Genomic DNA, 23,554 nt, shown 5'->3' with positions numbered 1-23,554 from the left:
TTGCGTCGAGCGGCACTGGGCTAGCGGGATTAGGGCGAATAGGTAGGCAGCGATCGTAGGTTGAAGTTCGTCTCAGGATTGAGGGGGCAGAGCGCGCTTATGACGCAACAAGGTCGAACATGCGAGGCCGAGCGGTTATCGATACTTCGCCAGGATCGCCTCGAACTCGACGTCGTGCTGCATCTGTTGCATGACGTCAAGTATCTCGCGGGCCGGGACGTCAGTCTCAACACGCACGATGCAGTGAATAGAGGACTCCGAGAGCCGGTCGATTGCCTTTAGTCTGCGGTCTACGGGTCTGTCTCGATTGAACCAATCCAGTGCTACCTGAGTGCTGATCGCATAACGCTCACGTCCGGCAGCGAGTTTTTTCAGCACTAGGTGCTCCGTTCGTGCATCGTCGCGAATCAAGGTACCGTCTCGAAACGATGCGTCCGCCTCCGGGTAGAAGAAGCCGAGCACCGTACCGACCCGTCGGCCGCGCAGGCTGGAAAGCTTGGCTGGAGGTGTTTCAGGCTGGGCCACCAGAATGCTGCGCTGCGTCATGAACGGGACGCTCCAACGATAACTTGCGTGGTCTACCGCCAGCCAGGCCGGGTTCATATAGCAGCTGACATCGACTGCGCCCTCGGCCAGCAGCGGCTGGATGCGCGTTCGTGACATCACCAGTTGCTCGGCTTTACGCCCGAGCTTTTCGGCGATGCGCCTGTGCAGGTCGTGAAGAATGCCGTCAACCGGCTGGCCGTTCTCCAGATGAATCATGGGCATGGTCGAGCTGTCGCTGACCGAGAATCGCAGTGGACGCTCCGCAGCCTGCGCCAACGCGGAAAAGAACAGAAGGGACACGGCAACGGACAGTGCGCGCACGGTTGGAACGATCCTTCGTCGATGACCGACCCGTAGGGGTTAGTCCATGTTCGAGAAGGCGAGGATTATCGCGACATCGTTCCGCTTGTGTCCATTCAGTGCATGAATAATGCGAAGCGAGTCGTTTCTGGTTCTGCCTGAAGTAACGCTGCAGCTTCAGGCAGAACCACAGGCGTTACGCCTTGCGGCTAGGCGGCGCCATAAATTCCGGTCCTACCGGATCGGTGATGTGCTCGGCAAGAAGTGCATCGATGTCCGTCAGGTCCTGTGGGCTCAACGACCACCCGAAGGCATCGTCGATGCCGTCCAGCTGGTCTGGTCGACGAGCGCCCCAGAGCGCAATGGTCGGGCCTTGGTCGAGCACCCAACGGATGGCGAGCGCCAGCACGGATTTGCCGTGACGGTCGTGAGCTAGCGCTTTCAATGCCTCGACTGCAGCGAGGTACTGCTCGAAGCGCGGCGACTTGAACTTCGGGTCGGACTTGCGCAAGTCGTCACCATCGAAGGTGGTGCTGTTGGTCATCCGCCCGGAAAGCAGACCGCGGCACAGGGCGCCGTAGCCGAGCACCACCAGGCCGTTATCCCGAGCGTAGGGCAGTACGTCGGCTTCGATGGCGCGCTCGAAGAGGTTATACGGTGGCTGCACGGAGGCCAGCGGCGCGGCTTTACGAAACCTATCCATCTGCTCGGTGGAATAATTGCTCACGCCGATCGCTAGGATCTTGCCTTCCTGGCGCAGCTTTTCCAACTCGGCCGCGGTTTCTTCGATGGGAACCAGCGGGTCCGGCCAATGCACCTGATACAGGTCGATGCGGTCAGTGCGCAGCCGACGCAGCGAGTCTTCGATTTCCTGGCGGATACGAGCGGGCGTCGAATTGCGCCGCGGGCCGCCTTCGCTCCAGTCCAGCGCGACCTTGGTGGCGATCACTGCCTGGTCGCGCACGCCCTCAAGGGCCTTGCCGACGACCTCTTCGGAGTGACCGAAGCCGTACACCGGTGCGGTGTCGATCAGGTTGATGCCGCGTTCCAGGGCACTGCGAATGGTGGTGACGGAGCGGTCGTCATCCGCGCCGCCCCACATCCAGCCACCGATGGCCCAGGTGCCCAAGCCAACACGCGACACAGGCGTGGCGATGCCTTCGATCGATAGCGTTTCGATGCTCATAAGTGCTCCTCTGTTTTAACGGGGGCGACCAGCTCAGCGGTTGGCCAGATCACGGTTACTGACAGCTGCAGCCATCCGATGTGCGATGCGTTGGGTACAGGAGAGACGTCGTTCAGACGCTGCGAAACTGAAACTCAGCTGCAGGCAGCAACGGCTTCGGTTAGCAGTTTGGGTGTGTCCTGGGCGCCCATGGCTTGCGCAGCGGCCAGAGGCGTCACGCCGTTCATGTCGGCCCGGCTTGGGTCTGCGCCGAGCTCCAGTAAGAGCTCGACAATGTCACTGCGATTGAACATGGCCGCCATCATCAGGGCGGTCTTGCCGTCGGGCGAGGCGCTTTCGACATCGGCACCCTGATCGAGCAGCAGTCGTGCCATTTGCAGGTTGCCCTTGAAGGCAGCGCCCGCCAGCGGACTCTGGCCCTTGTCGTTGCGCAGCTGGGGGTCGGCACCGTTCTCAAGCAGCACGCGCGAGGCGTCGAAATGGCCGTGGTAGCTGGCGAGCATCAACAGGCTGTCGCCATTGTGGTTGCGAATGTTGGCGGGCAAGCCGCGACCGAGCAGATCGGTGAGGCGCTCGGCATCACCGCTGCGGGCGCTTTCGAAAACCTGAGCGGCGAACGCCAGCGCGGCGTCGTCCAGTTCGGGCTTGGGGCTCGGTTGATCCGTCATCTTGATGTCCTCGGCTTTCAGAGTTGGGCGCAGCGGCGCAGACGCGTCGAGCTGCCGAACGGTCTGCACGGGCAGCTGCGTTTCTATCCGACCGATAGGTCGCGCAAATGTGCGAAACGGGCGCAAGGCTGCACGGCCAGATCGGCTATGGCAGTATTTGCCGCCCATCTGCCGATGAATTGCTGCAATGAAAGCTGAAGACTTGGAACGCCTGGTGACCCAGACGATGCCCTACGGCAAATACAAGGGCCGGCTGATCGCGGATCTTCCGGGCAACTACCTGAACTGGTTCGCCCGGGTCGGCTTCCCGCCCGGGGATCTGGGTCAGCTGCTGGCGCTGATGCAGGAGATCGACCACAACGGTCTGTCGCCGCTGCTCGAGCCATTGCGTCGCCGCTGATTCACGCCTGGCTTTGGGCCTGTAGCGCCGCCAGCGCGGGCGCGGCGTAGATACCCACTTCTACTGCCAGGGCCATGACCCGCTCGATGTCGCAGGTATAGACGAGTACGGCCTGCAACTCATCGTCCAGTGGCTCGCTGAAGTCCACCAGCACGTAACCGCCTTTTTCCGGGTAAAGGCTGCTGAGCTGGGTCTGGATGCGGTTGAGCGCCTTCAATGGCTCGGTCTTGGCCAATTGCTTGGGCTTGAGAATGAAATTCACGTCCGGGCCGAACGAACCGACAATCTGCTCGAACAGCGCCTGGTAGTCATCGGCCTGGAACAGCACGGTATCCGGCAGGCTGCCGACAATCATCCATTCGCCCAGCGGGATGGGGAAGTCATCGTCGTAGATGATGTCCGGGTTGGCCTGCAGAAAGGCCTGAGGGTCGGCATAGGCTTGAGCCGCTTCGTCAGCGAGCCGGTTGATCTCGTCGTCGCTCATGCAGCCCGAACTGATCAGACGGATCAGTTCGGCAAGTGGGTCTTTCATCGGGGAAACATTCCTGCTGTGCGGGGAGCGCAAGGATAACCGAAAGCCTGCCCAGGCCCAGCCTGCTGGCTTTTGGGCGGCAGCGATGTCCGCCGTCGTGCCTCGATAACCTTTGGCTGCTTTTACGCGCTGAGCTGCAGATTCTGTTCGGTTTTCGTGCACAATAGCCGCCATATAAACAGACGCGGCATGAACGATCGCATCGGCGCTGGCCGGCTTCGCTCCTGTTCCGACGCCCGATTACGATCAGCCAATATTCGAGAGGAACGACTGTGCATAACGTCGTCATCAGCGGTACCGGCCTTTACACCCCTGCCCAGAGCATTTCCAACGACGAGTTGGTCGAGTCGTTCAACACCTACTCGCGTCGTTTCAATGATGAAAATGCCGCTGCGATCGAAGCGGGTGACATCCAGCCGATGCCGGAATCCAGCTCGGCGTTCATCGAGAAGGCGTCCGGCATCAAGAGCCGCTTCGTTACCGACAAAGCTGGCATCCTCGATCCGGATCGCATGGTTCCGCGCATTCCCGAGCGCAGCAACGACCAGTGGTCGATCCTCTGCGAAATGTCAGTCAAGGCCGCTCAGCAAGCCCTTGAACGGGCTGGCAAAACCGCAGCTGACATCGATGGTGTGATCGTCGCCTGCTCCAATCTGCAACGCGCCTACCCGGCAGTCGCTATCGAAGTGCAGGCAGCGCTTGGGATCAAGGGTTTTGGCTTCGACATGAACGTCGCCTGTTCTTCGGCGACCTTCGGGATCCAGAATGCCGCCAACTCGGTTCAGCTGGGGCAGGCGCGCGCAATACTGATGGTCAACCCGGAGATCTGCACCGGGCACATGAACTTCCGTGACCGGGACAGTCATTTTATCTTTGGCGATGCCTGCACGGCCGTCATCGTCGAGCGTGCTGATCAGGCCACCTCGGCGCATCAGTGGGACATTGTCAGCACCAAGCTGGCGACCGAATTCTCCAACAACATCCGCAACAACTTCGGCTTCCTCAATCGCACCGCCGAGGAATACATGACCAACCCGGACAAGCTATTCGTTCAGGAAGGCCGCAAGGTGTTCAAGGAGGTCTGTCCGATGGTGGCTGAGTTGATCGGCGAGCATCTGAAGGAAAACGAAATCGAGGTCAGCGAGGTCAAGCGCTTCTGGCTGCACCAGGCCAACCTCAACATGAACCACCTGATCGTGCGCAAGCTGCTCGGTCGCGATGCCAGCCCGGAAGAGGCGCCCGTCATCCTCGACACCTATGCCAACACCAGCTCTGCAGGCTCGGTGATTGCCTTCCACAAGCATCAGGATGATCTGCCAGCGGGCAGCCTCGGTGTGCTCAGCTCATTTGGTGCGGGTTATTCGATCGGCAGCGTAATCCTGCGTAAACGCTGATGCCTGGCTGCCGGCGTCAGCGGTGGAGCAGCGCCTGTCAGCGTCGACTGCAGGCGCTGCAGATCCGGTGGCTACGCCACATAGCCGTATTTTCCTCAAAGCCGCCTGCTCACGCTGAGCACGATCGGCCTCGATGGCGCCTGGATCCACGCCGGCGCTTTATGCCATGGCGGGCTCTCCCATGGACCTAGGCGCGGGGATGAGAAACGGCCGCTTGAGCTGACGATGAGCCTTGGCCTGCAGTCGGCGCAAGCGCAATGCCGGCGTAGAGCTTGTGCTGAGCCTGGCTGAAAGCTCCTCCGAAACAAAACCTTCATGGCGGCGACACGGCCTGGTAACAAAGAGCGACGAAGATTCCCCCAGCACAAACGAGCCAGCAGGCTAGGAGTGCCTAGATGTCAATTTATCGAGGGGATTTCTGATGAGTCGAACCGTTTCCAAGCAGATCGCATCGGGGCTGTGCACCGGCTTGTTGCTTGCTGTCAGTGTGCCAGCCAGCGCTGCTGTCGATGCGAAGCTGCTTGAAATGCTCAGGGCCAACGGCTCGATCACCGCGACCCAGCATGCCGAACTGGAGGCTGAACTGGCCAAGGAGCAGCGAGAGCAAGCGGCGGCATCTACTGCAGCAAATGATTTCAAGGAGAAGCTGGGCTGGGTCGCTAGGACCAAGATCAAGGGCGATCTGCGCCTGCGTCAAGAAATGGTGAGCGTCGAAGGCGGCACCGGTGACGAGGAGGACGAGAACCGTCAGCGCCTGCGTATGCGCCTGGGCTTCTACTCCGAGGTCAACGACGACGTGGACGCCGGCATCCGCATCGCCACTGGCAGCAGTGATGATCGCCGCTCCACCAATCAGACCATGGAAGACTACTTCGACAAGAAAGATATCTGGCTGGACCTGGCCTATCTCGACTGGCACCCGGGCGAGTCCGACAATCTGCACCTGTTCGGCGGCAAGATGCCCCAGCCCTGGGTGAGTGTCGCCGACGTGATCTGGGATGGCGATATCAATCCCGAGGGCTTCGCTGCTACCTACACCCTGCCGGTCGGTGGTCTCGACGTGTTCGCCAACGCCGGCTACTTCAACATGGAGGACAACGTCGATGGCGAGGGCGTGGAGTTCCGCCACGATGCCCAGATGTACACCGGCCAGTTGGGTGCGCATTTCGACCTGAGCGACTCGGTGGCATTCACGCTCGGCGGCAGCCTCTATGCGTTCGACAACGAAACGGCAGACGACGCTGCCAGCGTGCTGACGCAGTTCGGCAACACCACCAACGAGTTCCAGCTCTGGGAAGGTTTCGCCCAGATGAGCCTGAAAAATCTGCCCGTGCCCGTTTCCGTCTATGGCCAGTACGTGGTCAACACCGACACCGACAGCGATCAGGATACCGCCTGGCTGGCGGGCTTCACCGCCGACTATAACAAGCTGGCCTTCGACTACAACTACCGCGACGTACAGCGCGACTCGGTGGTCAGCATTTTCACCGACTCCGACTTCGCCGCTGGCCTGACGGGCTCCCGTGGCCACAAGTTCAAGCTGGGCTATGACCTGGGCAAGAACGTCTCTGTGGGCGCCACCTATTTCATGGCCGAGACCGATTCTCTGGACGGCTTCGCGGATGACACCAGTGTCGACACCCTGCAGCTGGATCTGGTCACCAAGTTCTGATCGCCAGGCTGCATTGAGGCTCCCTTGAGCCCCGCCTGCGCGGGGCTTTTTTTCGTTTGCGCACTGAGCCACACTGACGCGCATGCCTATCCAGACGATTCGCTCCCTCTCCAACCTTGACCCGGCCCGCTGGGATGCGCTGCTCGACCGCCGGCAACCCTTTCTGCGCCACGCTTTTCTCGCCTCGCTGGAGGACAGCGGCAGCGTCGGTGGCCGCAGTGGCTGGGGTCCGGCGCATCGCCTGCTGGTCGATGCCCAGGGGCGCTGGCGCGCGGCCATGCCGCTGTATCGCAAGGCCAACTCCAACGGCGAGTACGTATTTGACTGGGCCTGGGCCGACGCCTGTCATCGGGCTGGCATTGAGTACTACCCGAAGTTGCTGTGTGCGGTGCCGTTCTCGCCAGTGACCGGCGCGCGCCTGTTGGGTGACTGCGAGGCGGCGGGCCAATTGCTCGACCAGCTCACCGCCGGCTTGGCCGAAGGGGGCTATTCGAGCCTGCACGTGAACTTCACCGAGCCGGACGCCGATGCGATTTTCCAGGGCCGTGATGGTTGGCTCGAGCGCATCGGCTGCCAGTTTCACTGGCACAACCGCGGCTACCGCGACTTTCAGGATTTCCTGGACGGCCTCACTTCGCGCAAGCGTAAGCAGCTGCGCAAGGAGCGCGAGCAGGTAGCGGGACAGGGGATCGAGTTCGAATGGCGTGAAGGTCACCAGGTCAGCGAACAGGAGTGGGATTTCGTCTATGCCTGTTACGCCAATACCTACCATGTGCGCGGCCAGGCGCCGTATCTGACTCGCAGCTTTTTCAGCCTGCTGGCCGAGCGGATGCCCGAAGCCATCCGGCTGGTACTCGCCGTGCAGGGCGGCCAACCCGTGGCCATGGCGTTCAGCTTGATCGACGGGCAGGGCCTTTATGGCCGTTACTGGGGCTGCCTGGCCGAGTTCGACAGGCTGCACTTCGAAACCTGTTTTTATCAGGGCATCGATCATGCAATTGCCGAGGGCCTGGCACGCTTCGACGCTGGCGCCCAGGGCGAGCACAAGCTGATTCGCGGCTTCGAGCCGGTGATCACCCGTTCCTGGCACTACCTGGAGCATCCGGGGCTGCGTGCGGCGGTCAGCGAGTTCCTACAGCAGGAACGTCTGGGCGTGTTGCGCTATGCCGAGGCCGCGCGCGACGCGCTGCCCTATCGGCAGGAATGAGCTATTTCGTCTTCGGCGCTGCGCTGACCCCTTCAAGCGTAGAGAACGAGGTGTCCTTGGCGGTCAGCAGGAAATCGCGCATGAATGGCGAGTCCAGCATGTCGGCACGGATGCCGGCATAGAGCGTGGCGAACAGGCCTTTCTCGCCCAGGCGCTTTGCCGTCACATAGCCGCGAGCGCTGTATTCATGCAACGCCCAGTTGGGCACGCAGCACACGCCGCGCCCGGAAGCCACCAGCTGCATCATCATCACGGTGAGCTCCGAGGTGCGAACCTGAGCCGGTTCGACATCGGCCGGCTCCAGAAAGCGCGTGAAGATGTCCAGTCGATCATGTTCCACCGGATAGGTGATCAGGGTTTCGCTGGCCAGGTCTTCGGCGCGTACGAACGGGCGGGATGCCAAGGCGTGCTGGTTGGCGACGGCGAGCAGCGCTTCGTAGGTAAACAGCGGCACATAGGTGATGCCCGGCAGCTCGATCGGGTCGGACGTCACCACCAGATCCAGATCACCGCGCGCCAGGGCCGGCAGCGGTGCGAAGGAAAACCCCGAAGCCAGGTCCAGCTCGACTTCCGGCCAGGCATCGCGGAACTGATCGATAGTCGGCATCAGCCACTGAAAGCAACTGTGACATTCGATCGCCATATGCAAACGGCCCGCGGTGCCGCCTGCCAGTCGGGCCAGGTCGCGCTCGGCGCTGCGCAGCTGTGGCAGCAAGCTGTCGGCCAGTTGCAACAGGCGCAAACCCGCACTGGTGAAACGTACGGGACGCGTCTTGCGCACGAACAGCTGCAAGCCCAAGCGTTCTTCAAGTTCCTTGAACTGATGGGACAGTGCTGATTGGGTCAGATGCAGCCGCTCGGCGGCCTCCACCAGGCTGTCGGTTTCGCGCAGTGCATGAAGCGTTTTCAGGTGGCGTATTTCCAGCATGCTGGGGACTTCCTGCTATTTCGTGGGCGGGGCCTAGGTTCGAGAGGGTGCTAGCTAAAGCAAGACTGAGGTGACTTGAGCAAATCTCATCGCGGCGGCGAAGTGTGTCCCAGCGCGCCGATCGTTGTCGAGCCTACATCTCGAATGAACTTGGCAGGGCAATGAGCATGAATCGGGTGCTGGCAGAGCCATTCGACAACCCGCAGGTTCGAGCCGGGATTGGACGGCGCGTAGCGACTGCTTATCGCATCTCGGTCCGTTCGGTTTGAAAAAGGGGCAGCAACGATGACATGAATATATCTAATGATTATCTTTAGTTGCGTGAGTTTGTTTCATTTATCTCGGGCCGTCACAATTCGCTCATCGAAAACGAACGAATTGGAGATTGTCATGGCTGTTGCGCATTCCCTGGGCTTCCCACGCATTGGTGCCGACCGAGAATTGAAAAAGGCGCTCGAAGCGTACTGGAAGGGTGACCTCAGCGAGGCCGAGCTGCGCCGGGTCGGTAGGGAGTTGCGCGCGGCCCATTGGCAGCTGCAGGCAGATGCTGGCATTGAGCTGCTGCCGGCGGGCGATTTCGCCTGGTATGACCAGGTGCTGACCCATTCGCTGATGTTTGGCGTTGTGCCTGAGCGCTTTCGTCCGGCCGACGGTCAACCGACCCTGGAGACCCTGTTTGCCATGGCGCGTGGCGTAACTCACCAGTGCTGCGGCGGTGGGCAAGCGCAGGAAATGACTAAATGGTTTGATACCAACTATCACTACCTGGTCCCCGAATTCAGCGTTTATCAGTCCTTTGAGCTGTCGTGGACGCAGTTGTTCGAGGAAGTGGAAGAGGCCAGGGCCCTGGGCCACGCAGTCAAGCCGGTGCTGATCGGGCCGTTGACCTATCTCTGGCTGGGCAAGGCCAAAGGGCAAGCGTTCGACAAGCTGGAGCTGCTCGAACGCCTGCTTCCGGTCTATGGAGAAGTGCTGGAGCGGCTCGCTGCGCAGGGAGTGGAGTGGGTGCAGATCGATGAGCCGATTCTGGTGCTCGACTTGCCGCAGGATTGGAAGAACGCCTTTGAGCGAGCCTACAACCTGTTGCAGCGCGCTCCATTGAAGAAGCTGGTCGCAACCTATTTTGGCGGATTGGAAGACAACCTTGGCTTGGCCGCGGCGTTGCCGGTCGATGGCCTGCATATCGACCTGGTGCGTGCACCGGATCAGTACCCGGTCATCCTAGATCGACTGCCGGCATACAAAATCCTCTCTCTGGGCATCGTCAACGGACGAAACGTCTGGCGGTGCGATCTGGATAAAGCCTTGAGCGTGCTTCGTCACGCTGCCGAGCGGTTGGGTGAGCGACTCTGGGTCGCGCCGTCCTGTTCGTTGCTGCACGCACCGGTAGATCTTGCGCGGGAAGACCAACTGGATGCTGAGCTGCGTAGCTGGCTGGCATTTGCCGTGCAGAAATGCGCGGAGGTTGCCGTGCTGACGCGAGCGGTCAATCAACCGGACGATGCCCAAGTACAGGCCGCGTTACAACAAAGCCGTGAGGTTCAGGCGAGCCGCGCCGAGTCTCCACGGATCCACAAGCCCGCCGTGCAGGCGCGCTTGGCTGCGATCAAACCCAGGCACAGCCAGCGGCAATCCGCTTTCGAAAGCCGCATCGAGAAGCAGCGTGCTCGGCTGGATCTGCCGGCGTTCCCGACGACCACCATCGGCTCGTTCCCGCAGACCCCGGCGATCCGTTTGGCGCGTCAGGCGTTCAAGCAGGGCAAGTTGGCCCTGACCGACTATACCGAGGCGATGCACGCCGAGATTCGTCACGCAATTGCCGTACAGGAGCAATTGGGTCTGGATGTGTTGGTACACGGTGAGGCCGAGCGTAACGACATGGTCGAGTATTTCGCCGAACAGCTCGACGGTTATGCCTTTACCCGCTTCGGTTGGGTGCAGAGCTATGGCTCGCGTTGCGTGAAACCGGCGGTGATCTACGGCGATCTGAGCCGTCCGGCTGCGATGACGGTGGAGTGGATTCGCTACGCGCAGCAGCAGACCAGTAAGGTCATGAAGGGCATGCTGACCGGGCCGGTAACCATGTTGATGTGGTCGTTTACTCGCGAGGATGTCAGCCGTGAGCAACAGGCGCGGCAGCTGGCGCTAGCGATCCGGGACGAGGTCTGTGATCTCGAAGCGGCGGGCATCAAAATCGTCCAGATCGACGAAGCGGCATTCCGCGAAGGTCTGCCGTTGCGGCGCGCCCAGTGGGGGCACTATCTCGATTGGGCGGTCGAAGCGTTCCGTCTGTGCGCCAGCGGTGTGCGCGACGAAACGCAGATCCACACGCACATGTGCTACAGCGAATTCAACGATGTGATCGAGGCGATCGCCGCGATGGATGCTGACGTCATCACCATCGAGACCTCCCGCTCGCAAATGGAGCTGCTGGAAGCGTTCCGCGTCTTCGACTACCCCAACGACATCGGTCCCGGCGTCTACGACATCCACTCGCCGCGCGTCCCGGATACGGCTGAAATGGTCCAGTTGCTGCAGAAGGCCGCCGAGCGAATCCCGGCCGAGCGGCTTTGGGTCAACCCGGATTGCGGCCTGAAAACCCGCGGCTGGGCGGAAACCGAGGCGGCTCTGGTCAACATGGTCGCGGCTGCCCGCCAGTTACGGGCAGCGCACCGGGCCAAGGTGGCCTGACCGCTTGTCTGCTGGCGTGGCGGGCCGATCTGTCGACCCGGCCGCGACGCAACAGCAACGGCCCGCACATTGTGCGGGCCGTTGTGTTTTTGGCTAATGTAGCGACCTTTCCTCGACGATTCTTTTCGCCATGACGCCCGCTATCGATCTGCTGAAAAAGGCCAAGGCCGACTACCGCATCCACAGCTACGAACACGATCCTAAATCGGCATCCTATGGTCTCGAAGCCGCTGAGAAGCTCGGCCTCGAACCGGCGAGAGTGTTCAAGACACTACTCGCCAGCAGCGAAAAAAATGAGCTTCTGGTGGCTGTCGTGCCGGTTGCTGGTTCGCTTGATCTCAAGGCGCTGGCGCATGCGGCCAAGGTGAAGAAGGTCGACATGGCCGATCCCATGGCGGCGCAACGCGCGACCGGCTATCTGGTCGGTGGCATCAGTCCGCTGGGGCAGAAAAAGCGGCTACGCACGTTTATTGACGTGTCGGCGCAGGCGCAACCGAGCATCTATGTCAGCGCCGGACGGCGAGGGCTGGAGGTGGAGTTGGCGGCTGAGGTGCTGGCCGAGCATACCGCAGGCAGCTTCGCCTCTATCGGAAGAGGCTGAGGCTGAGGCTCAGGGCCGGAAGGATCAGAGCGGCGGAAGAATCTCACCGAGTTCTGTGGAGTTGATACCGGGAACGTGGATCTCGTTGTTCACCAGTTGCTGGCCTTCCATTTGCGGCTGAGTCACCCAGGTGAGGATGTCGTAATAGCGGCGGATGTTGGCCACGAAATGCACCGGCTCGCCTCCGCGTGCGTATCCGTAGCGCGTCTTGGTATACCACTGCTTCTGCGCCAGCCTTGGCAACATCTGTTTCACGTCCAGCCATTTGTTCGGGTTCAGGCCCTCGCTTTCGGCCAGTTTGCGCGCATCTTCCAAATGGCCGCCACCGACGTTGTAGGCGGCTAGGGCGAACCAGGTACGGTCCGGCTCCTCGATGCTGTCAGGCAGGTTGGCATGCACCTTGGCGATGTATTTTCCACCGCCGCGAATGCTTTGGACGGGGTCGAGACGATTGTTCACGCCCATGGCCTTGGCGGTATTGAGGGTCAGCATCATCAGCCCCCGCACGCCGGTTTTCGAGGTCGCTTCGGGCTGCCAGTGGGATTCCTGATAACCGATGGCGGCAAGCAGACGCCAGTCGACTCCGTGCTCCTTGGCCGTTTCGCGGAATACCTTTTCATAGCGCGGCAGACGTTGCTGCAGGTGCTTGGCAAAGGCATAGGCGCCAACGTAGCCGAGCACGTCGACGTGACCGTAATAGCGTTCTCTCAGGCGCTGCAGTGTTCCGTTCTCCTGCGCCTGGGTGAGGAACTGGTTGGCCGCTTCGAGCACGCTGTTGTCTTCGCCTTTGCCAACGATCCATGCCAGGCTGCTTTGCTCACCGAGATCGAATGCCGCTCGTGCATTGGTGAAGTAGACCTGATTCAGCGCCAGCTCATTGGACTCGACCAACGTCAGATCTACCTGGCCCTCATCGACCATGCGCAGCAAATCGACCACCTCAACCGCATCCGATTCCTCATAGCGAAGATCCGGAAATTCGCTCTGTAGCGCCTTGAGTTTCTCGGCTTGGCTGCTGCCCTTGAGCACCAGAATGCGTTTACCGACCAAGTCTTCGGGTTGGGTAGGGCGGCGCTGACCCCGGCGATAGACGACCTGAGTGGTGACATCCAGGTAGGGCTGGGTGAAGCGCGCCGAGTCCTTGCGTCCTTCGCTTGCTACCAGGCCGGCCGCCGCCAAGGTTGGACCACCAGGACGATTCAGGCGGGTGAAGATTTCTTCGATGCTGTCGGCGGTCTCGATCTGCAGCTTGACGCCGAGATGGCTGGCGAAGCGCTTGACCAGCTCATACTCGAAGCCGGCTTCGCCGTTGCGATCCTGGAAATAGGTGGAAGGGCTGTTGCGGGTGATCACGCGCAGAACGCCTTCCTCCTTAATTCGCTCGAGTGCGCTGGGCGGTTCAGCGCAGCTGCTGAGCATCAGGAAGAGTCCGGCCGCCAGCAACCAGGAGGTGCAGCGAGTGCGGAATGCAGTTTGGGCAAACATCGGCGCAGTATACGCAAAGGCGAACCGCCACCATATCTCGACAGGATCGACGGACTTTGCTAGGCGAAACGACGAACCCTTGCAGCCATCGCCATCCGCGGCTTGGCTGCCGGGCGCTCGCTGACGACAACTGTGTCGGAACATTGCGGAAGCGTTCAAACGCGACGGATTCGAGACCACGCTGCACGCTTTCGGCTTTTTGGTTGGCAAGAGCAGCCTTGCCCTGGCAGGCGCGGCCCTGGAAAATCCAACCATCTTCTCGAGAGCCTGCTACATGAGCATCGCTGCTAGCAAACCCTGGTTCGTCTATCTGGTACGCGCCGCCAACGGCTCGCTTTATTGCGGGATCAGTGACGATGCCCAGCGCCGCTTTGCCGCTCACCAAAGTGGGCGAGGGGCGCGGTTCTTCTATTCCAGCCCGGCTGTGGCACTGGTCTATGTCGAGACGCTTGGCAGCAAGAGCGACGCGTTGCGGCGTGAGCGCGCCATCAAGCAAATGAAAAAGTCGGCCAAGGAGGCGCTGGTTTCGGTGCAGTCCGGCAGTGGCCCGGTGAATGTCCAGGCAATCAGCTGAACGGGTAGGCTGCCTCTGTTCGCGCGGGTAAGCTGCCGTTCTACCTAACGACTGGCGGAGCCTGCTATGCACGAAGTGATCCTGCACCACTATCCCACCTCGCCCTTTGCCGAAAAAGCGCGACTGATGCTGGGTTTCAAGCAGCTGTCCTGGCGTTCGGTGCAAATTCCTCCGGTCATGCCCAAGCCTGATCTCACGGCGCTGACAGGCGGCTATCGGCGTACTCCGGTACTTCAGGTCGGCGCCGACATTTATTGCGATACCGCACTGATTGCGCGTCGCCTCGAAGCTGAGAAAGCCACGCCCGCGCTGTTTCCCGAAGGGCAGGAGTTCGTTGCGGCGACGCTGGCACAGTGGGCTGACTCGGTGCTGTTCCTGCATGCCGTGAGCCTGGTGTTTCAGCCGGAATCCATGGCCATGCGTTTCGCTCAAGTGCCTAAAGCGTTCATCGAGGTGTTCAGTAAGGACCGCACCGCCTTGTTCAGCAGCGGCTCGGTGGCTCGCATTCCGCTTGAACAGGCGAAGAATCACTGGCCGGTCCTGATGGCGCGCCTGCAACAGCAATTAGCGCGTGGTAGCGGAGAGTTTCTGCTTGGTGCTGCACCTTGCGTAGCGGACTTCGCTGTCGCCCATTGCCTTTGGTTCCTTAAAGGCACACCAGTGACGGCGCCGCTGGTCGATGCCTATCCGGACGTGGCGGCCTGGCTTGGCAAGGTGCTGGCAGTGGGGCATGGCTCGCTGTCCGAGCTATCGCCGGAAGAGGCCGTGTCGATTGCTCGCGACGCGACGCCTGCGGACTTGCCGGATGAGCCGTTCTCCGAGCCCAATGGATTCGAGGCGGGGCAAGCCGTGACCATATCCGCAGTGGATTACGGCACCGATCCGGTTGAAGGTGAGCTGGTCTTCGCTGGTGTGGAAGAGCTGATTCTGCGACGTGAGGATGAGCGTGCCGGCGTCGTCCATGTGCACTTCCCTCGCATCGGCTATCGCATCGACGCCCGTTGATGCTTCTGGCCCGCGCAAACCCGTTGCGCGGGCCTTCTTAAGCCGCTCGTCAGAGCGCGATGAATAGCAGCGTTACACCCAGCAGCAAGCGATAAATCACGAAGGGCAGCATACCCAAGGCGTCGAGCGCCTTGAGGAACAGCTTGATGCAGAGAAACGCCGCAACGAACGACAGTGCGGCGCCGATGAAAATGTCATTCCACGGCGCGGCTTCACCTGACTGGGCTAACTCGACCGCTTTCAACCCGCCTGCAGCGAGGATCAGCGGTATCGACAGTAGAAAGGAGAAGCGTGCCGCGGTCTGCCGGGTGAATCCGAGCAGCAGGGCCGCAGTCATGGTGATACCCGAGCGGGAGGTGCCGGGAATCAGCGCTAGCGCTTGGGCAAAGCCGATGATCAGCGCGCTTTTCCAGGTCAGCTGATCCATTTCGGCGACACGCCGGCCCTTGACGTCCGCGTACCACAGCAGCAGGCCGAAGATGATGGTCGTAGCCGCGATGAACAGCATCGATCGGGTGTACTGCTCGATGTAGTCCTCGAGCAGCAAGCCGATGATGCCCGCCGGCAATGTGCCGATGATGATCGCCCAGCCGAGACGGCTTTGCGCGCTGACCTGTCGGCGGAACACGTGCGCCAGCCAGCCACGGGTGGTCGCGATCACCTCGTGACGGAAACAGATCAAGACGGCGAGCAAGGTGCCGACGTGTACCGCGACGTCGAATGCCTGGCCCTGGTCGGGCCATCCAAGCACTTGCGAAGGAAGGATGAGGTGCGCGGAAGACGAAATCGGGAGAAATTCAGTGATGCCCTGGACCACGGACAGAATAATCAGGTGCAGCCAATCCATTGTGAATCCTTAGCCGTAGCGGGTCGTACAGGGTTGCAGCAGCAGCCATCTGACTGGCAGATGGCCGTTTCATTCCAGCGAGGAGACAGATTTTCGTAGCGGCGTGCTTGGCTCCGGCTTCCGACAACCCTCAGGAGCCTGCGGTGTGCAGGCTTCGCCGCTCAGGGCTTATCCCTTGCGCCGCTTGAGCTGATCGGTCAGCTGCGTTGGCAGGTTGCGAATGATCAACATGTCGCGGGCTTCGTCGTATTCGACTTTCGAGCCCAGCAGGTGTGATTCGAAGCTGATCGACAGTCCTTCGGCCCGGCCAGTGAATCGCTGAAACTGGTTCAGGGTGCGCTTGTCAGCGGGGATCTCCGGCGAAAGGCCGTAGTCCTTGTTGCGGATGTGATCGTAGAAGGCGCGTGGGCGCTCCTCGTCGATGACGCCGGACAGCTCCTCCAGCGACATGGGCTCGCCGATCTTGGCCTGACTGCTGGCATAGCCCACCAGCGCGCTGGTCTTCTCGCGTGCCTTTTCGTCGGGCAGGTCTTCGCTTTCGACATAGTCGCTGAAGGCTTTGAGCAGCGTGCGCGTTTCACCGGGGCCGTCGATACCTTCCTGGCAGCCAATGAAATCGCGGAAATACTCCGAGACCTTCTTGCCGTTCTTCCCCTTGATGAAGGAAATGTACTGCCTGGACTGCTTGTTGTTCTTCCACTCGGACAGATTGATCCGCGTCGCCAGATGCAGTTGACCCAGGTCCAGGTGCCGGGCTTCGGCGACATCCAGCGCGTCGGTAACGGTTACGCCATTGCTGTGGTGCAGCAATGCGATCGCCAAGTAATCGGTCATGCCTTGCTGGTAGTGGCCGAACAGCACATGGCCGCCAGTGGAAAGGTTGGATTCCTCCATCAGCTTTTGCAGGTGTTCCACGGCTTGCCGGCTGAATGCAGTGAAATTCTGGTTGCCGTCCATGTACTGCGTCAGCCAGCCGCTAAAGGGGTAGGCGCCCGATTCGTCATGGAAGTAGCCCCAGGCTTTGCCCTGCTTGGCGTTATAGCTTTCGTTTAGATCGGCCAGCAGGTTCTCGATGGCTTGGGAATCGCCCAGCTCCGAGTCACGGGCATGGAGAACGGCAGGTGTGCCGTCCGGCTTTTTTTCGATCAGGTGAACGATGCAGTGGCGAATCGGCATGGAGGTACTCGCGTCGAGAAGGCAGACAGGCGGCAGTTTACCCGAGCAACCCTCCGCTCGCCGTTCGCCTGATTAAAAAGGGGGAGGTGGATGACGAGGTGGTTGCGAGTAAGATGGATCCCCCTCGATTTTTGCAAAGCGTGTCAGTGATGAATGCGATTTGGCGCAACAGTACCTGGATCCTGCTGGGTGGCTCCTTGATCCTTGCCCTTTCCTTGGGAATCCGACACGGATTCGGCCTTTTCCTGCCACCCATGAGCGCGGAATTTGGCTGGGGGCGTGAGACCTTTGCCTTTGCCATCGCCCTGCAAAATCTGATCTGGGGCCTGGCGCAGCCGGTTACCGGCGCGCTGGCGGACCGTTTCGGTGTGGCCCGTGCGGTGCTGCTCGGTGGCGTGCTTTATGCGGTCGGCCTGTTGCTGATGGCGGGTGCGGATTCCCCGGTATCGTTGTCCCTCAGTGCAGGCCTGCTGATTGGGCTGGGGCTTTCCGGAACATCGTTTTCCGTGATCCTTGGCGCAGTCGGGCGCGCGGTGCCGGTCGAAAAACGCAGCATGGCGATGGGTATAGCCAGCGCAGCCGGGTCGTTCGGTCAGTTTGCCATGCTGCCCGGCACGCTCGGTCTGATCGGCTGGCTTGGCTGGTCGTCGGCCTTGCTGGCGCTGGGGCTTTTGGTGGCGCTGATCATGCCGCTGGCGTTGATGCTGCGCAGTGGGCCAGCAGCGCCAGTGACCGGCCCGCAGCAGACGCTGATGGAGGCGCTGCGTGAAGCGGTCAGCCACTCGGGCTTCCGCCTGCTGGCGCTGGGTTTCTTCGTCTGCGGGTTTCAGGTCGTATTCATCGGCATACATTTGCCCGCATATCTGGTCGACAAGCAGTTACCTGCGATGGCCGGCACGACGGTGCTGGCGCTGGTCGGGCTGTTCAACATCGTCGGTACCTACACAGCGGGCTGGCTGGGCGGTTGTTATTCGAAGCCGAAATTGCTGACCGCGCTTTATCTGGCCCGAGCGGTGGTGATCAGCGCGTTCTTCTTCGCTCCGCTGACGCTCTGGACCGCCTATGCCTTCGGCATCGCCATGGGGTTGCTGTGGCTGTCCACCGTGCCCTTGACCAATGGCACGGTCGCTACGCTGTTCGGCGTGCGCAATCTGTCGATGTTGGGCGGCATCGTGTTTCTGTTCCACCAGATCGGCTCGTTCTTCGGTGGCTGGCTGGGCGGCTGGGTCTATGACACGACTGGCAGTTACGACCTGGTCTGGCAGATTTCCATCGCACTGAGCCTGATGGCTGCTGCGCTCAACTGGCCAATTCGTGAGCAACCCGTCGAGCGCGTGCGCTTGGCTGCAGGTACGGCCTGATGCGCCGCGCCTGGTTATGGACAGGCGGCGCCGTGTTGGCGTCGCTGCTCTTGGTTGCGGCTTGGTGGGGCTGGCAGCAGGGCGGCCTGGCTCTGCTACAGCTGGGTGTAGGTATCTGCTGATCAATCGTTCGGGTAGTTTTTGCCTCTGGTAGGGAATCAATTGCGCAACGGGTGGCTCCAACAGGCGAGACGAAGGAAGGTTGTCGTTGAATCGTAACCTAAGGCCTGTAAAAAGCTGCGGCATGCAGTTATCTGGAGCTACCGAACCATGTCCACACTTACCGAACTCGCCCAACAGATCGCCCAGCTCTATCCGCTGCAGGACAAGCGCGTCGGCAAGCGCTATCGCGTTGTCGGCGAACTCGCCGGGATGACCGAGCTGGAGGAAATCAACGGGGAGCCTCGGTATATCCAGACGCTGGCCCTGAAAGATCGCCAACGCTGGGATATTGCCGTCTGAGGTGAAATGTTTCAGCTGATCGTGGCGGAAACGATCAGCCTGACTGGCGATTCGACCAGCGATCAGCACGCCACTTCGCGCGCTGTTCATCATCGAGGTAGCTCCAGGCCACGAAGCGACTGCGCTTTTGCCCCTGGGACATTTCGCATACGCGGACCTGCTGGGCGCCGAGCTTTTTGAGCCGAGCCTGTAGCGGCTGTACGTTGCTTGCTTTCGACACCAGCGTGCTGAACCAGCAGACCTGTTGGTTCACGCCGCGACTTTCTTCTGCCAGCAGCGCAATGAATGCTGCCTCCCCGCCTTCACACCAGAGTTCTGCCGCCTGACCGCCGAAGTTAAGGGTGGGCAGTTTGCGCTTGGGGTCGAGCTTGCCAAGGTTGCGCCACTTGCGCTGGCTGCCACTGCTGGCCTCTGCTTGGGAAGCATGGAAGGGCGGATTGCAAAGCGTGACGTCGAAGCGGTCGTCGGCCTGCATCAGGTTTTCAAATACGTGGCGGGGGTGCTGCTGCGGGCGCAGCGCAATGCTCTTGCTCAGCTTATTGGCGGTGACGATCGTACGGGCCGACGCCAGTGCAGTTGCGTCGATATCCGACCCCGTGAAGCGCCAGCCGTACTCGCGCAGACCGATCAATGGATAGATGCAGTTAGCGCCAGTGCCAACGTCCAGCGCATGAATGCCTGTGCCGCGAGGAATCTCTCCAGCATTTTCGTCCGCCAGCAAGTCGGCTAGACCGTGCAGATAGTCGGCCCGGCCTGGTACCGGCGGGCACAGGTAACCCGGCGGTATATCCCAATGCACGATTCCGTAGAACTGCTTGAGCAGTGCCCGATTGAATACGCGGACCGCATCCGGGTCGGCAAAATCGATGCTCTCCTTGCCGTAGGGATTGATAACGACGAACTTCGCCAACTCGGGGTTGCCCGCTATCAGCGCTGGAAAGTCATAGCGCCCGGTGTGGCGGTTCCGTGGGTGCAGGACGGCCTTTTTGACCGCAGGCGTGGCCTTGTGCGATGGCGGTGTGGCTGGTCTGGATGTCATGTTCGGCTGTCGCTAGCGGTAAAAACCGTATTGTCCCAGCTTTCAGGCTCGACGTGGCACCAGCAGCATCCAGATCAGCCCCCACAACAGCGCGCCGGCACCGAGCCAGAAGGCGCTGTGCAGAGAGCCGCCCATGCCTAGCCAGACGCCAGTGAGCCAGGGGCCGGCCAGCTGGGTCAGGCTGTAGAGCGCAATCAGTGCTGCTGACAGTCGCGGTCCCTGGTGCGGATGAAGGGCGCGTGCCAGGCGTTGGGTCAGCAACACGGTGCCAAGAAAGGTCCCGCCGACCAGTACGGCACATAACAAAATCCCCCACGCGCCGGGCAGTAAGAGCGCAGCCAGGACACCGGCCAGTTGCGTGACATAGCTTAAGCGCAGTGCCAGTGTGTCGCCGAACAGAGCGCCGAGGCGATTCCAGAGCCAGGGTGAAGGCAGGGTGGCCACTGCCACCACCAACCAGCTGCTTTCCACCAGCAAGTCGCCTGGTTCAACCTGCAGCCGGGCAACCATGGGTAGAAAGGTCATCGGCAAGATATAGCCCATGCCGGCGCCGGCATACGAGAGAAACAGGGGAGTGCTGGCACGATCCAGCAGGCGTCCGCTTGGAGCCTGTGTCGTTTCCGTGGGCGCCTCGTCCGGCGGCATGTCGAGGTTCGCCAACTGACGCCAGCCCCACCAGGCTAGGGGGATAGAGAGCAGTGCCGCGGGCCACCAGCGGTCGGCGCCCTGCAGTACACCGTTGCTCAGGCTAACCATGAAGCTGGACAGGATCAGCCCCACGCAGACGCCGAGATAGACGAGGCCGCTGGACGACACGCGACGATGACGCGCCAACCATTCCAGAATCAACGAGGGTGCCTGGACAAAGACCAGGCCGTTGCTGATGCCATTGAGCAGGCGCAGCGTCGAAAGGGCTTCCACCGATTCGGCCTGGGTCTGCGCCAGCGTTGTCACGATGTGCAGCACCAGTGCCCACGGCAGGCTGCGACGTATCTGCGTGACCTGATGCCAGCGCAGGGCGAGTAGCGCGCCGACCAAATAACCCAAGTAGTTCCAGGTGGCGATACTAGCGCCCTGTTGTACGGTCAGTAAGCCGTCCTCTACCAGCCACGGAAGAAGTGGCGTGTAGACAAAACGTCCCAGTCCATGGACAACCAGCAGCAAGGCGGCACCAGCGAGCAGAACCGGGAACAGGGCGGGGCGTTGAGACATTGACGACTAACCGTGCAGGCGAAGAGGTCCACAGCTTAGCGGCACGCCTGGCGAACGACCACGCTACTGATGGTTAAAGGGGATTTGCGAGCACGCGGGTAGCATGAGTACGCACCCGCTCGACCTGCCGGGTCCACTGAGCGGTATTAGAGAATGTAAGTATTCCGCGGGCAGTCACGGATAGCCGAGAACGGATTTGATCTGCGCCAGGTTGCGTTCGATCCATAGCGGGTCAATCGCGCCCCAGTCATGGATCTGGTAATGGCCGGCGTTATGCCGCTCGCCGTCGTCCTGAGTGAAGCGGCAATCAATGTCCAGATCGGCAAGGGCCGCTAAGGTGTCCTGTGCCGTTCGGCGCGGCATTCCGGTCGCTACCAGAGCAGGCACGCTCGTGGCTGCACCGCTGTCAATCAGCCAGGCGACATATAAACGGCGATAGAAACTGCTCTTGGTTTTGCTGACTGTCATCACGATTCCCAACGTTAACGGCTAGGTTCGCTGAGCGGCTTCGTGCGCTCAGCGAGCTAGACGGTTGTGCATCAACGCAGTGCGAGCATGCCTATATAGGTCACGGCGCCGGCTGTGTAACCAAGGAAAGCCAGCAGGCTGACGCGCTTGACGTACCAAGTGAAGCTGATCTTTTCCATGCCCATGGCTGCTACGCCTGCGGCTGAACCAATGATGAGCGTGCTGCCACCCGTCCCGGCGCAATAGGCCAGCATCTCCCAGAAATTGCCGTCTACGACGAATTGCGACAGCCAGGCGACTTCGGCGGCGGGTGCTGCATCCAGCGTCTCCGGGCTGATCAACGGATACATCTTCATCGAGCCGGCAACCAGTGGCACGTTGTCCACCACCGCCGACAGCAGGCCGATGCTGTAGTTGATCGGATAAATATGTCCGAGGGTGTCACGCAGCGCCGTGGCGACCTGGGTCAGGTGACCGGCTGTAGCGAGCGCCGCAACCGCCAGAAGGATGCCAAGGAAGAACAGCACGCTCGGAGTATCGACCTTGCGCAGAACGCCCACGACCGAGAGCGGGTGCTTGTGATCGTCTTCTTTGTGACGATGTAGAAATTCGGTAGTGACCCAGAGCACGCCGAGTCCGAACAAGATGCCCATATACGGCGGCAAGTGGGTGACGGTCTTGAAGACCGGCACGAATACCAGCGCGCCGATACCGAGCGCCAATACCAGATTGCGCTCGAACGCCGTCGTGGCTGGCGGATTACTTTCGGCCAGGTGCGCTCGGGCGCCAGGGCGGGGCACTTCGCCGCGCATGCTAAAACTGAGAATCAACAGGGGGACCAGCAGGCAGACCAGGCTCGGGATAAACAGCCCGACGATCACGCCAGAGGCGGTGATCTGGTTGCCGATCCAGAGCATGGTCGTCGTAACGTCGCCAATCGGTGACCAGGCGCCGCCAGCGTTGGCAGCTATCACCACGACGCCGACGAACAACCAGCGTTCTGGGCGGCCGCGGATCAGTTTGCGCAGCAGCGAGACCATGACGATGGTGGTGGTCAGGTTGTCCAGTGCGGCGGACAGAAAGAAGGTTAGGAAGCCGATGATCCACAGTAGATGCACGCGCTTTCGCGTCTGGATACGGTCAGTGATGACCTTGAAACCTTCGTGCGAATCGATGAGTTCGACGATGGTCATGGCGCCGAGCAGGAAGAACAGGATCTCCGAGATTTCGCCCAGATGGTGCCGCAGTGATTCGACTACATAGGCTGACGGATCGGCCAGGTCATGGCCGGCTGACGGCAACAGCGGCACGATGGATTCCGCGCCGAGTATCAATGCGGTCCAGCACAGCACTGCTGTGAGAATCGCCGCGGCGGCCTTGTCGATTTTCAGCGGATGCTCGAAGGCTATGCATAGATAGCCCAGAACAAATAGAACAGCCATGAGTACATACATCGGAGGGGCTCCATTTTTTAAAAACCGTACCGGGCCATTCGGATTGTTGTTCTGGCTCGGGGCTGACAGGCTTAAAAAATGGGCGACTTGCGGTGCGAGAGAATTAAGTAACCGTGATACGGAAGGTAATACCTGCGTCGTGGACGGCTGCGCGTAAAGCAAACTACCTGGGCTTGCTTCGCTGCTGACTTACTTCATGTCGTGGAGCTTTCCGCGTTGGTTCAGGCCTGTCAGTTGCAATTCGTTATTGTCGTGTGCGGCATAGTGTATCAGCGGCACTGAAGGCGACTTGTCATCAATCAAGAGCAGATGCCTAAGCAAAAAGGCCAGCACATCAAGTGCTGGC

The 23,554-nt window shown here is 60.8% G+C and carries 22 protein-coding genes; 10 read left to right on the top strand and 12 right to left on the bottom strand.

Annotation, left to right across the window (positions count from 1 at the left end; translation table 11 throughout):
• Positions 1-135 precede the first annotated feature (135 nt).
• From C1896_16190 to C1896_16180, 3 genes are all read right to left on the bottom strand, one after another.
• The gene (locus C1896_16190; GenBank protein ID AZZ46310.1) at positions 136-867 is read right to left on the bottom strand and encodes an amino acid ABC transporter substrate-binding protein; all 732 of its coding nucleotides are present in this window, start codon (positions 865-867) and stop codon (positions 136-138) included.
• A 175-nt stretch (positions 868-1,042) separates the two neighbouring features.
• On the bottom strand, positions 1,043-2,032 hold the full coding sequence (locus C1896_16185; protein AZZ46309.1) for a general stress protein: 990 nt from the start codon (positions 2,030-2,032) through the stop codon (positions 1,043-1,045).
• Positions 2,033-2,166: 134 nt separating this feature from the next.
• Complete coding sequence (locus C1896_16180) at positions 2,167-2,700, bottom strand: hypothetical protein (GenBank protein ID AZZ47704.1); 534 nt, start codon at positions 2,698-2,700, stop codon at positions 2,167-2,169.
• Positions 2,701-2,887: 187 nt separating this feature from the next.
• Here C1896_16180 and C1896_16175 point away from each other — a divergent pair, with 187 nt between their 5' ends.
• Positions 2,888-3,100, top strand: a complete 213-nt coding sequence (locus C1896_16175) for a hypothetical protein (GenBank protein ID AZZ46308.1) — start codon at positions 2,888-2,890, stop codon at positions 3,098-3,100.
• Position 3,101: 1 nt separating this feature from the next.
• Here the strand turns inward: C1896_16175 and C1896_16170 are convergent, their stop codons facing one another.
• The gene (locus tag C1896_16170; GenBank protein AZZ46307.1) at positions 3,102-3,632 is read right to left on the bottom strand and encodes a hypothetical protein; all 531 of its coding nucleotides are present in this window, start codon (positions 3,630-3,632) and stop codon (positions 3,102-3,104) included.
• 272 nt (positions 3,633-3,904) lie between these two features.
• On the opposite strand from C1896_16170, the gene C1896_16165 reads away from it, so the two are divergent.
• The 3 genes from C1896_16165 to C1896_16155 all read left to right on the top strand — a co-directional run bounded on the left by C1896_16165 (position 3,905) and on the right by C1896_16155 (position 7,905).
• A complete protein-coding gene (locus tag C1896_16165; GenBank protein AZZ46306.1) occupies positions 3,905-5,026 on the top strand; it encodes a beta-ketoacyl-ACP synthase III in 1,122 nt (373 codons plus the stop codon).
• Positions 5,027-5,447: 421 nt separating this feature from the next.
• Entirely contained in the window at positions 5,448-6,698 is a 1,251-nt protein-coding gene (locus C1896_16160) for a hypothetical protein (GenBank protein AZZ46305.1), read from the top strand.
• Between the two features lie 82 nt (positions 6,699-6,780).
• The gene (locus C1896_16155; protein ID AZZ46304.1) at positions 6,781-7,905 is read left to right on the top strand and encodes a GNAT family N-acetyltransferase; all 1,125 of its coding nucleotides are present in this window, start codon (positions 6,781-6,783) and stop codon (positions 7,903-7,905) included.
• A 1-nt stretch (position 7,906) separates the two neighbouring features.
• Here the strand turns inward: C1896_16155 and C1896_16150 are convergent, their stop codons facing one another.
• Positions 7,907-8,833, bottom strand: coding sequence for a LysR family transcriptional regulator (locus C1896_16150; GenBank protein AZZ46303.1), 927 nt, complete (start codon positions 8,831-8,833; stop codon positions 7,907-7,909).
• A 390-nt stretch (positions 8,834-9,223) separates the two neighbouring features.
• On the opposite strand from C1896_16150, the gene C1896_16145 reads away from it, so the two are divergent.
• Complete coding sequence (locus tag C1896_16145; GenBank protein AZZ46302.1) at positions 9,224-11,524, top strand: 5-methyltetrahydropteroyltriglutamate--homocysteine S-methyltransferase; 2,301 nt, start codon at positions 9,224-9,226, stop codon at positions 11,522-11,524.
• 130 nt (positions 11,525-11,654) lie between these two features.
• Positions 11,655-12,125 (top strand): Cys-tRNA(Pro) deacylase, encoded by a 471-nt coding sequence (locus C1896_16140; GenBank protein AZZ46301.1) that lies wholly within the window; start codon positions 11,655-11,657, stop codon positions 12,123-12,125.
• Positions 12,126-12,149: 24 nt separating this feature from the next.
• On the opposite strand, the gene C1896_16135 is transcribed toward C1896_16140, so the two are convergent.
• Positions 12,150-13,610, bottom strand: coding sequence for a membrane-bound lytic murein transglycosylase MltF (locus C1896_16135; GenBank protein AZZ47703.1), 1,461 nt, complete (start codon positions 13,608-13,610; stop codon positions 12,150-12,152).
• 274 nt (positions 13,611-13,884) lie between these two features.
• Here C1896_16135 and C1896_16130 point away from each other — a divergent pair, with 274 nt between their 5' ends.
• Entirely contained in the window at positions 13,885-14,184 is a 300-nt protein-coding gene (locus C1896_16130; GenBank protein ID AZZ47702.1) for a hypothetical protein, read from the top strand.
• Positions 14,185-14,250: 66 nt separating this feature from the next.
• The gene (locus C1896_16125; GenBank protein ID AZZ46300.1) at positions 14,251-15,189 is read left to right on the top strand and encodes a glutathione S-transferase; all 939 of its coding nucleotides are present in this window, start codon (positions 14,251-14,253) and stop codon (positions 15,187-15,189) included.
• Positions 15,190-15,238: 49 nt separating this feature from the next.
• Here C1896_16125 and C1896_16120 read toward each other — a convergent pair whose 3' ends face one another.
• Both C1896_16120 and C1896_16115 read right to left on the bottom strand, forming a co-directional pair.
• The gene (locus C1896_16120) at positions 15,239-16,036 is read right to left on the bottom strand and encodes an undecaprenyl-diphosphatase (GenBank protein AZZ46299.1); all 798 of its coding nucleotides are present in this window, start codon (positions 16,034-16,036) and stop codon (positions 15,239-15,241) included.
• A gap of 168 nt (positions 16,037-16,204) precedes the next feature.
• Positions 16,205-17,212 carry a nucleoid-associated protein YejK gene (locus tag C1896_16115; GenBank protein ID AZZ46298.1) on the bottom strand — a complete coding sequence of 336 codons (1,008 nt, stop codon included), beginning with the start codon at positions 17,210-17,212 and terminating at the stop codon, positions 16,205-16,207.
• A gap of 149 nt (positions 17,213-17,361) precedes the next feature.
• Here C1896_16115 and C1896_16110 point away from each other — a divergent pair, with 149 nt between their 5' ends.
• Both C1896_16110 and C1896_16105 read left to right on the top strand, forming a co-directional pair.
• Complete coding sequence (locus C1896_16110; GenBank protein AZZ46297.1) at positions 17,362-18,573, top strand: MFS transporter; 1,212 nt, start codon at positions 17,362-17,364, stop codon at positions 18,571-18,573.
• 270 nt (positions 18,574-18,843) lie between these two features.
• The gene (locus C1896_16105) at positions 18,844-19,035 is read left to right on the top strand and encodes a hypothetical protein (protein AZZ46296.1); all 192 of its coding nucleotides are present in this window, start codon (positions 18,844-18,846) and stop codon (positions 19,033-19,035) included.
• 34 nt (positions 19,036-19,069) lie between these two features.
• Here the strand turns inward: C1896_16105 and C1896_16100 are convergent, their stop codons facing one another.
• The 4 genes from C1896_16100 to C1896_16085 all read right to left on the bottom strand — a co-directional run bounded on the left by C1896_16100 (position 19,070) and on the right by C1896_16085 (position 23,208).
• Positions 19,070-20,074, bottom strand: a complete 1,005-nt coding sequence (locus tag C1896_16100) for a 23S rRNA (adenine(1618)-N(6))-methyltransferase RlmF (GenBank protein AZZ46295.1) — start codon at positions 20,072-20,074, stop codon at positions 19,070-19,072.
• 42 nt (positions 20,075-20,116) lie between these two features.
• The gene (locus tag C1896_16095; GenBank protein ID AZZ46294.1) at positions 20,117-21,286 is read right to left on the bottom strand and encodes an MFS transporter; all 1,170 of its coding nucleotides are present in this window, start codon (positions 21,284-21,286) and stop codon (positions 20,117-20,119) included.
• A 174-nt stretch (positions 21,287-21,460) separates the two neighbouring features.
• Positions 21,461-21,754, bottom strand: a complete 294-nt coding sequence (locus tag C1896_16090) for a hypothetical protein (protein AZZ46293.1) — start codon at positions 21,752-21,754, stop codon at positions 21,461-21,463.
• 71 nt (positions 21,755-21,825) lie between these two features.
• Positions 21,826-23,208: a sodium:proton antiporter gene (locus C1896_16085; GenBank protein ID AZZ46292.1), complete on the bottom strand. Its 1,383-nt coding sequence runs from the start codon at positions 23,206-23,208 to the stop codon at positions 21,826-21,828.
• Positions 23,209-23,554: the final 346 nt, after the last annotated feature.

This window comes from Pseudomonadaceae bacterium SI-3 (assembly GCA_004010935.1).
Classification (GTDB): Bacteria; Pseudomonadota; Gammaproteobacteria; order Pseudomonadales; family Pseudomonadaceae; genus Stutzerimonas.
The sequence above is the reverse complement of the archived record's forward strand: the minus strand, read 5'-3'. Positions and strand labels throughout refer to the sequence as shown.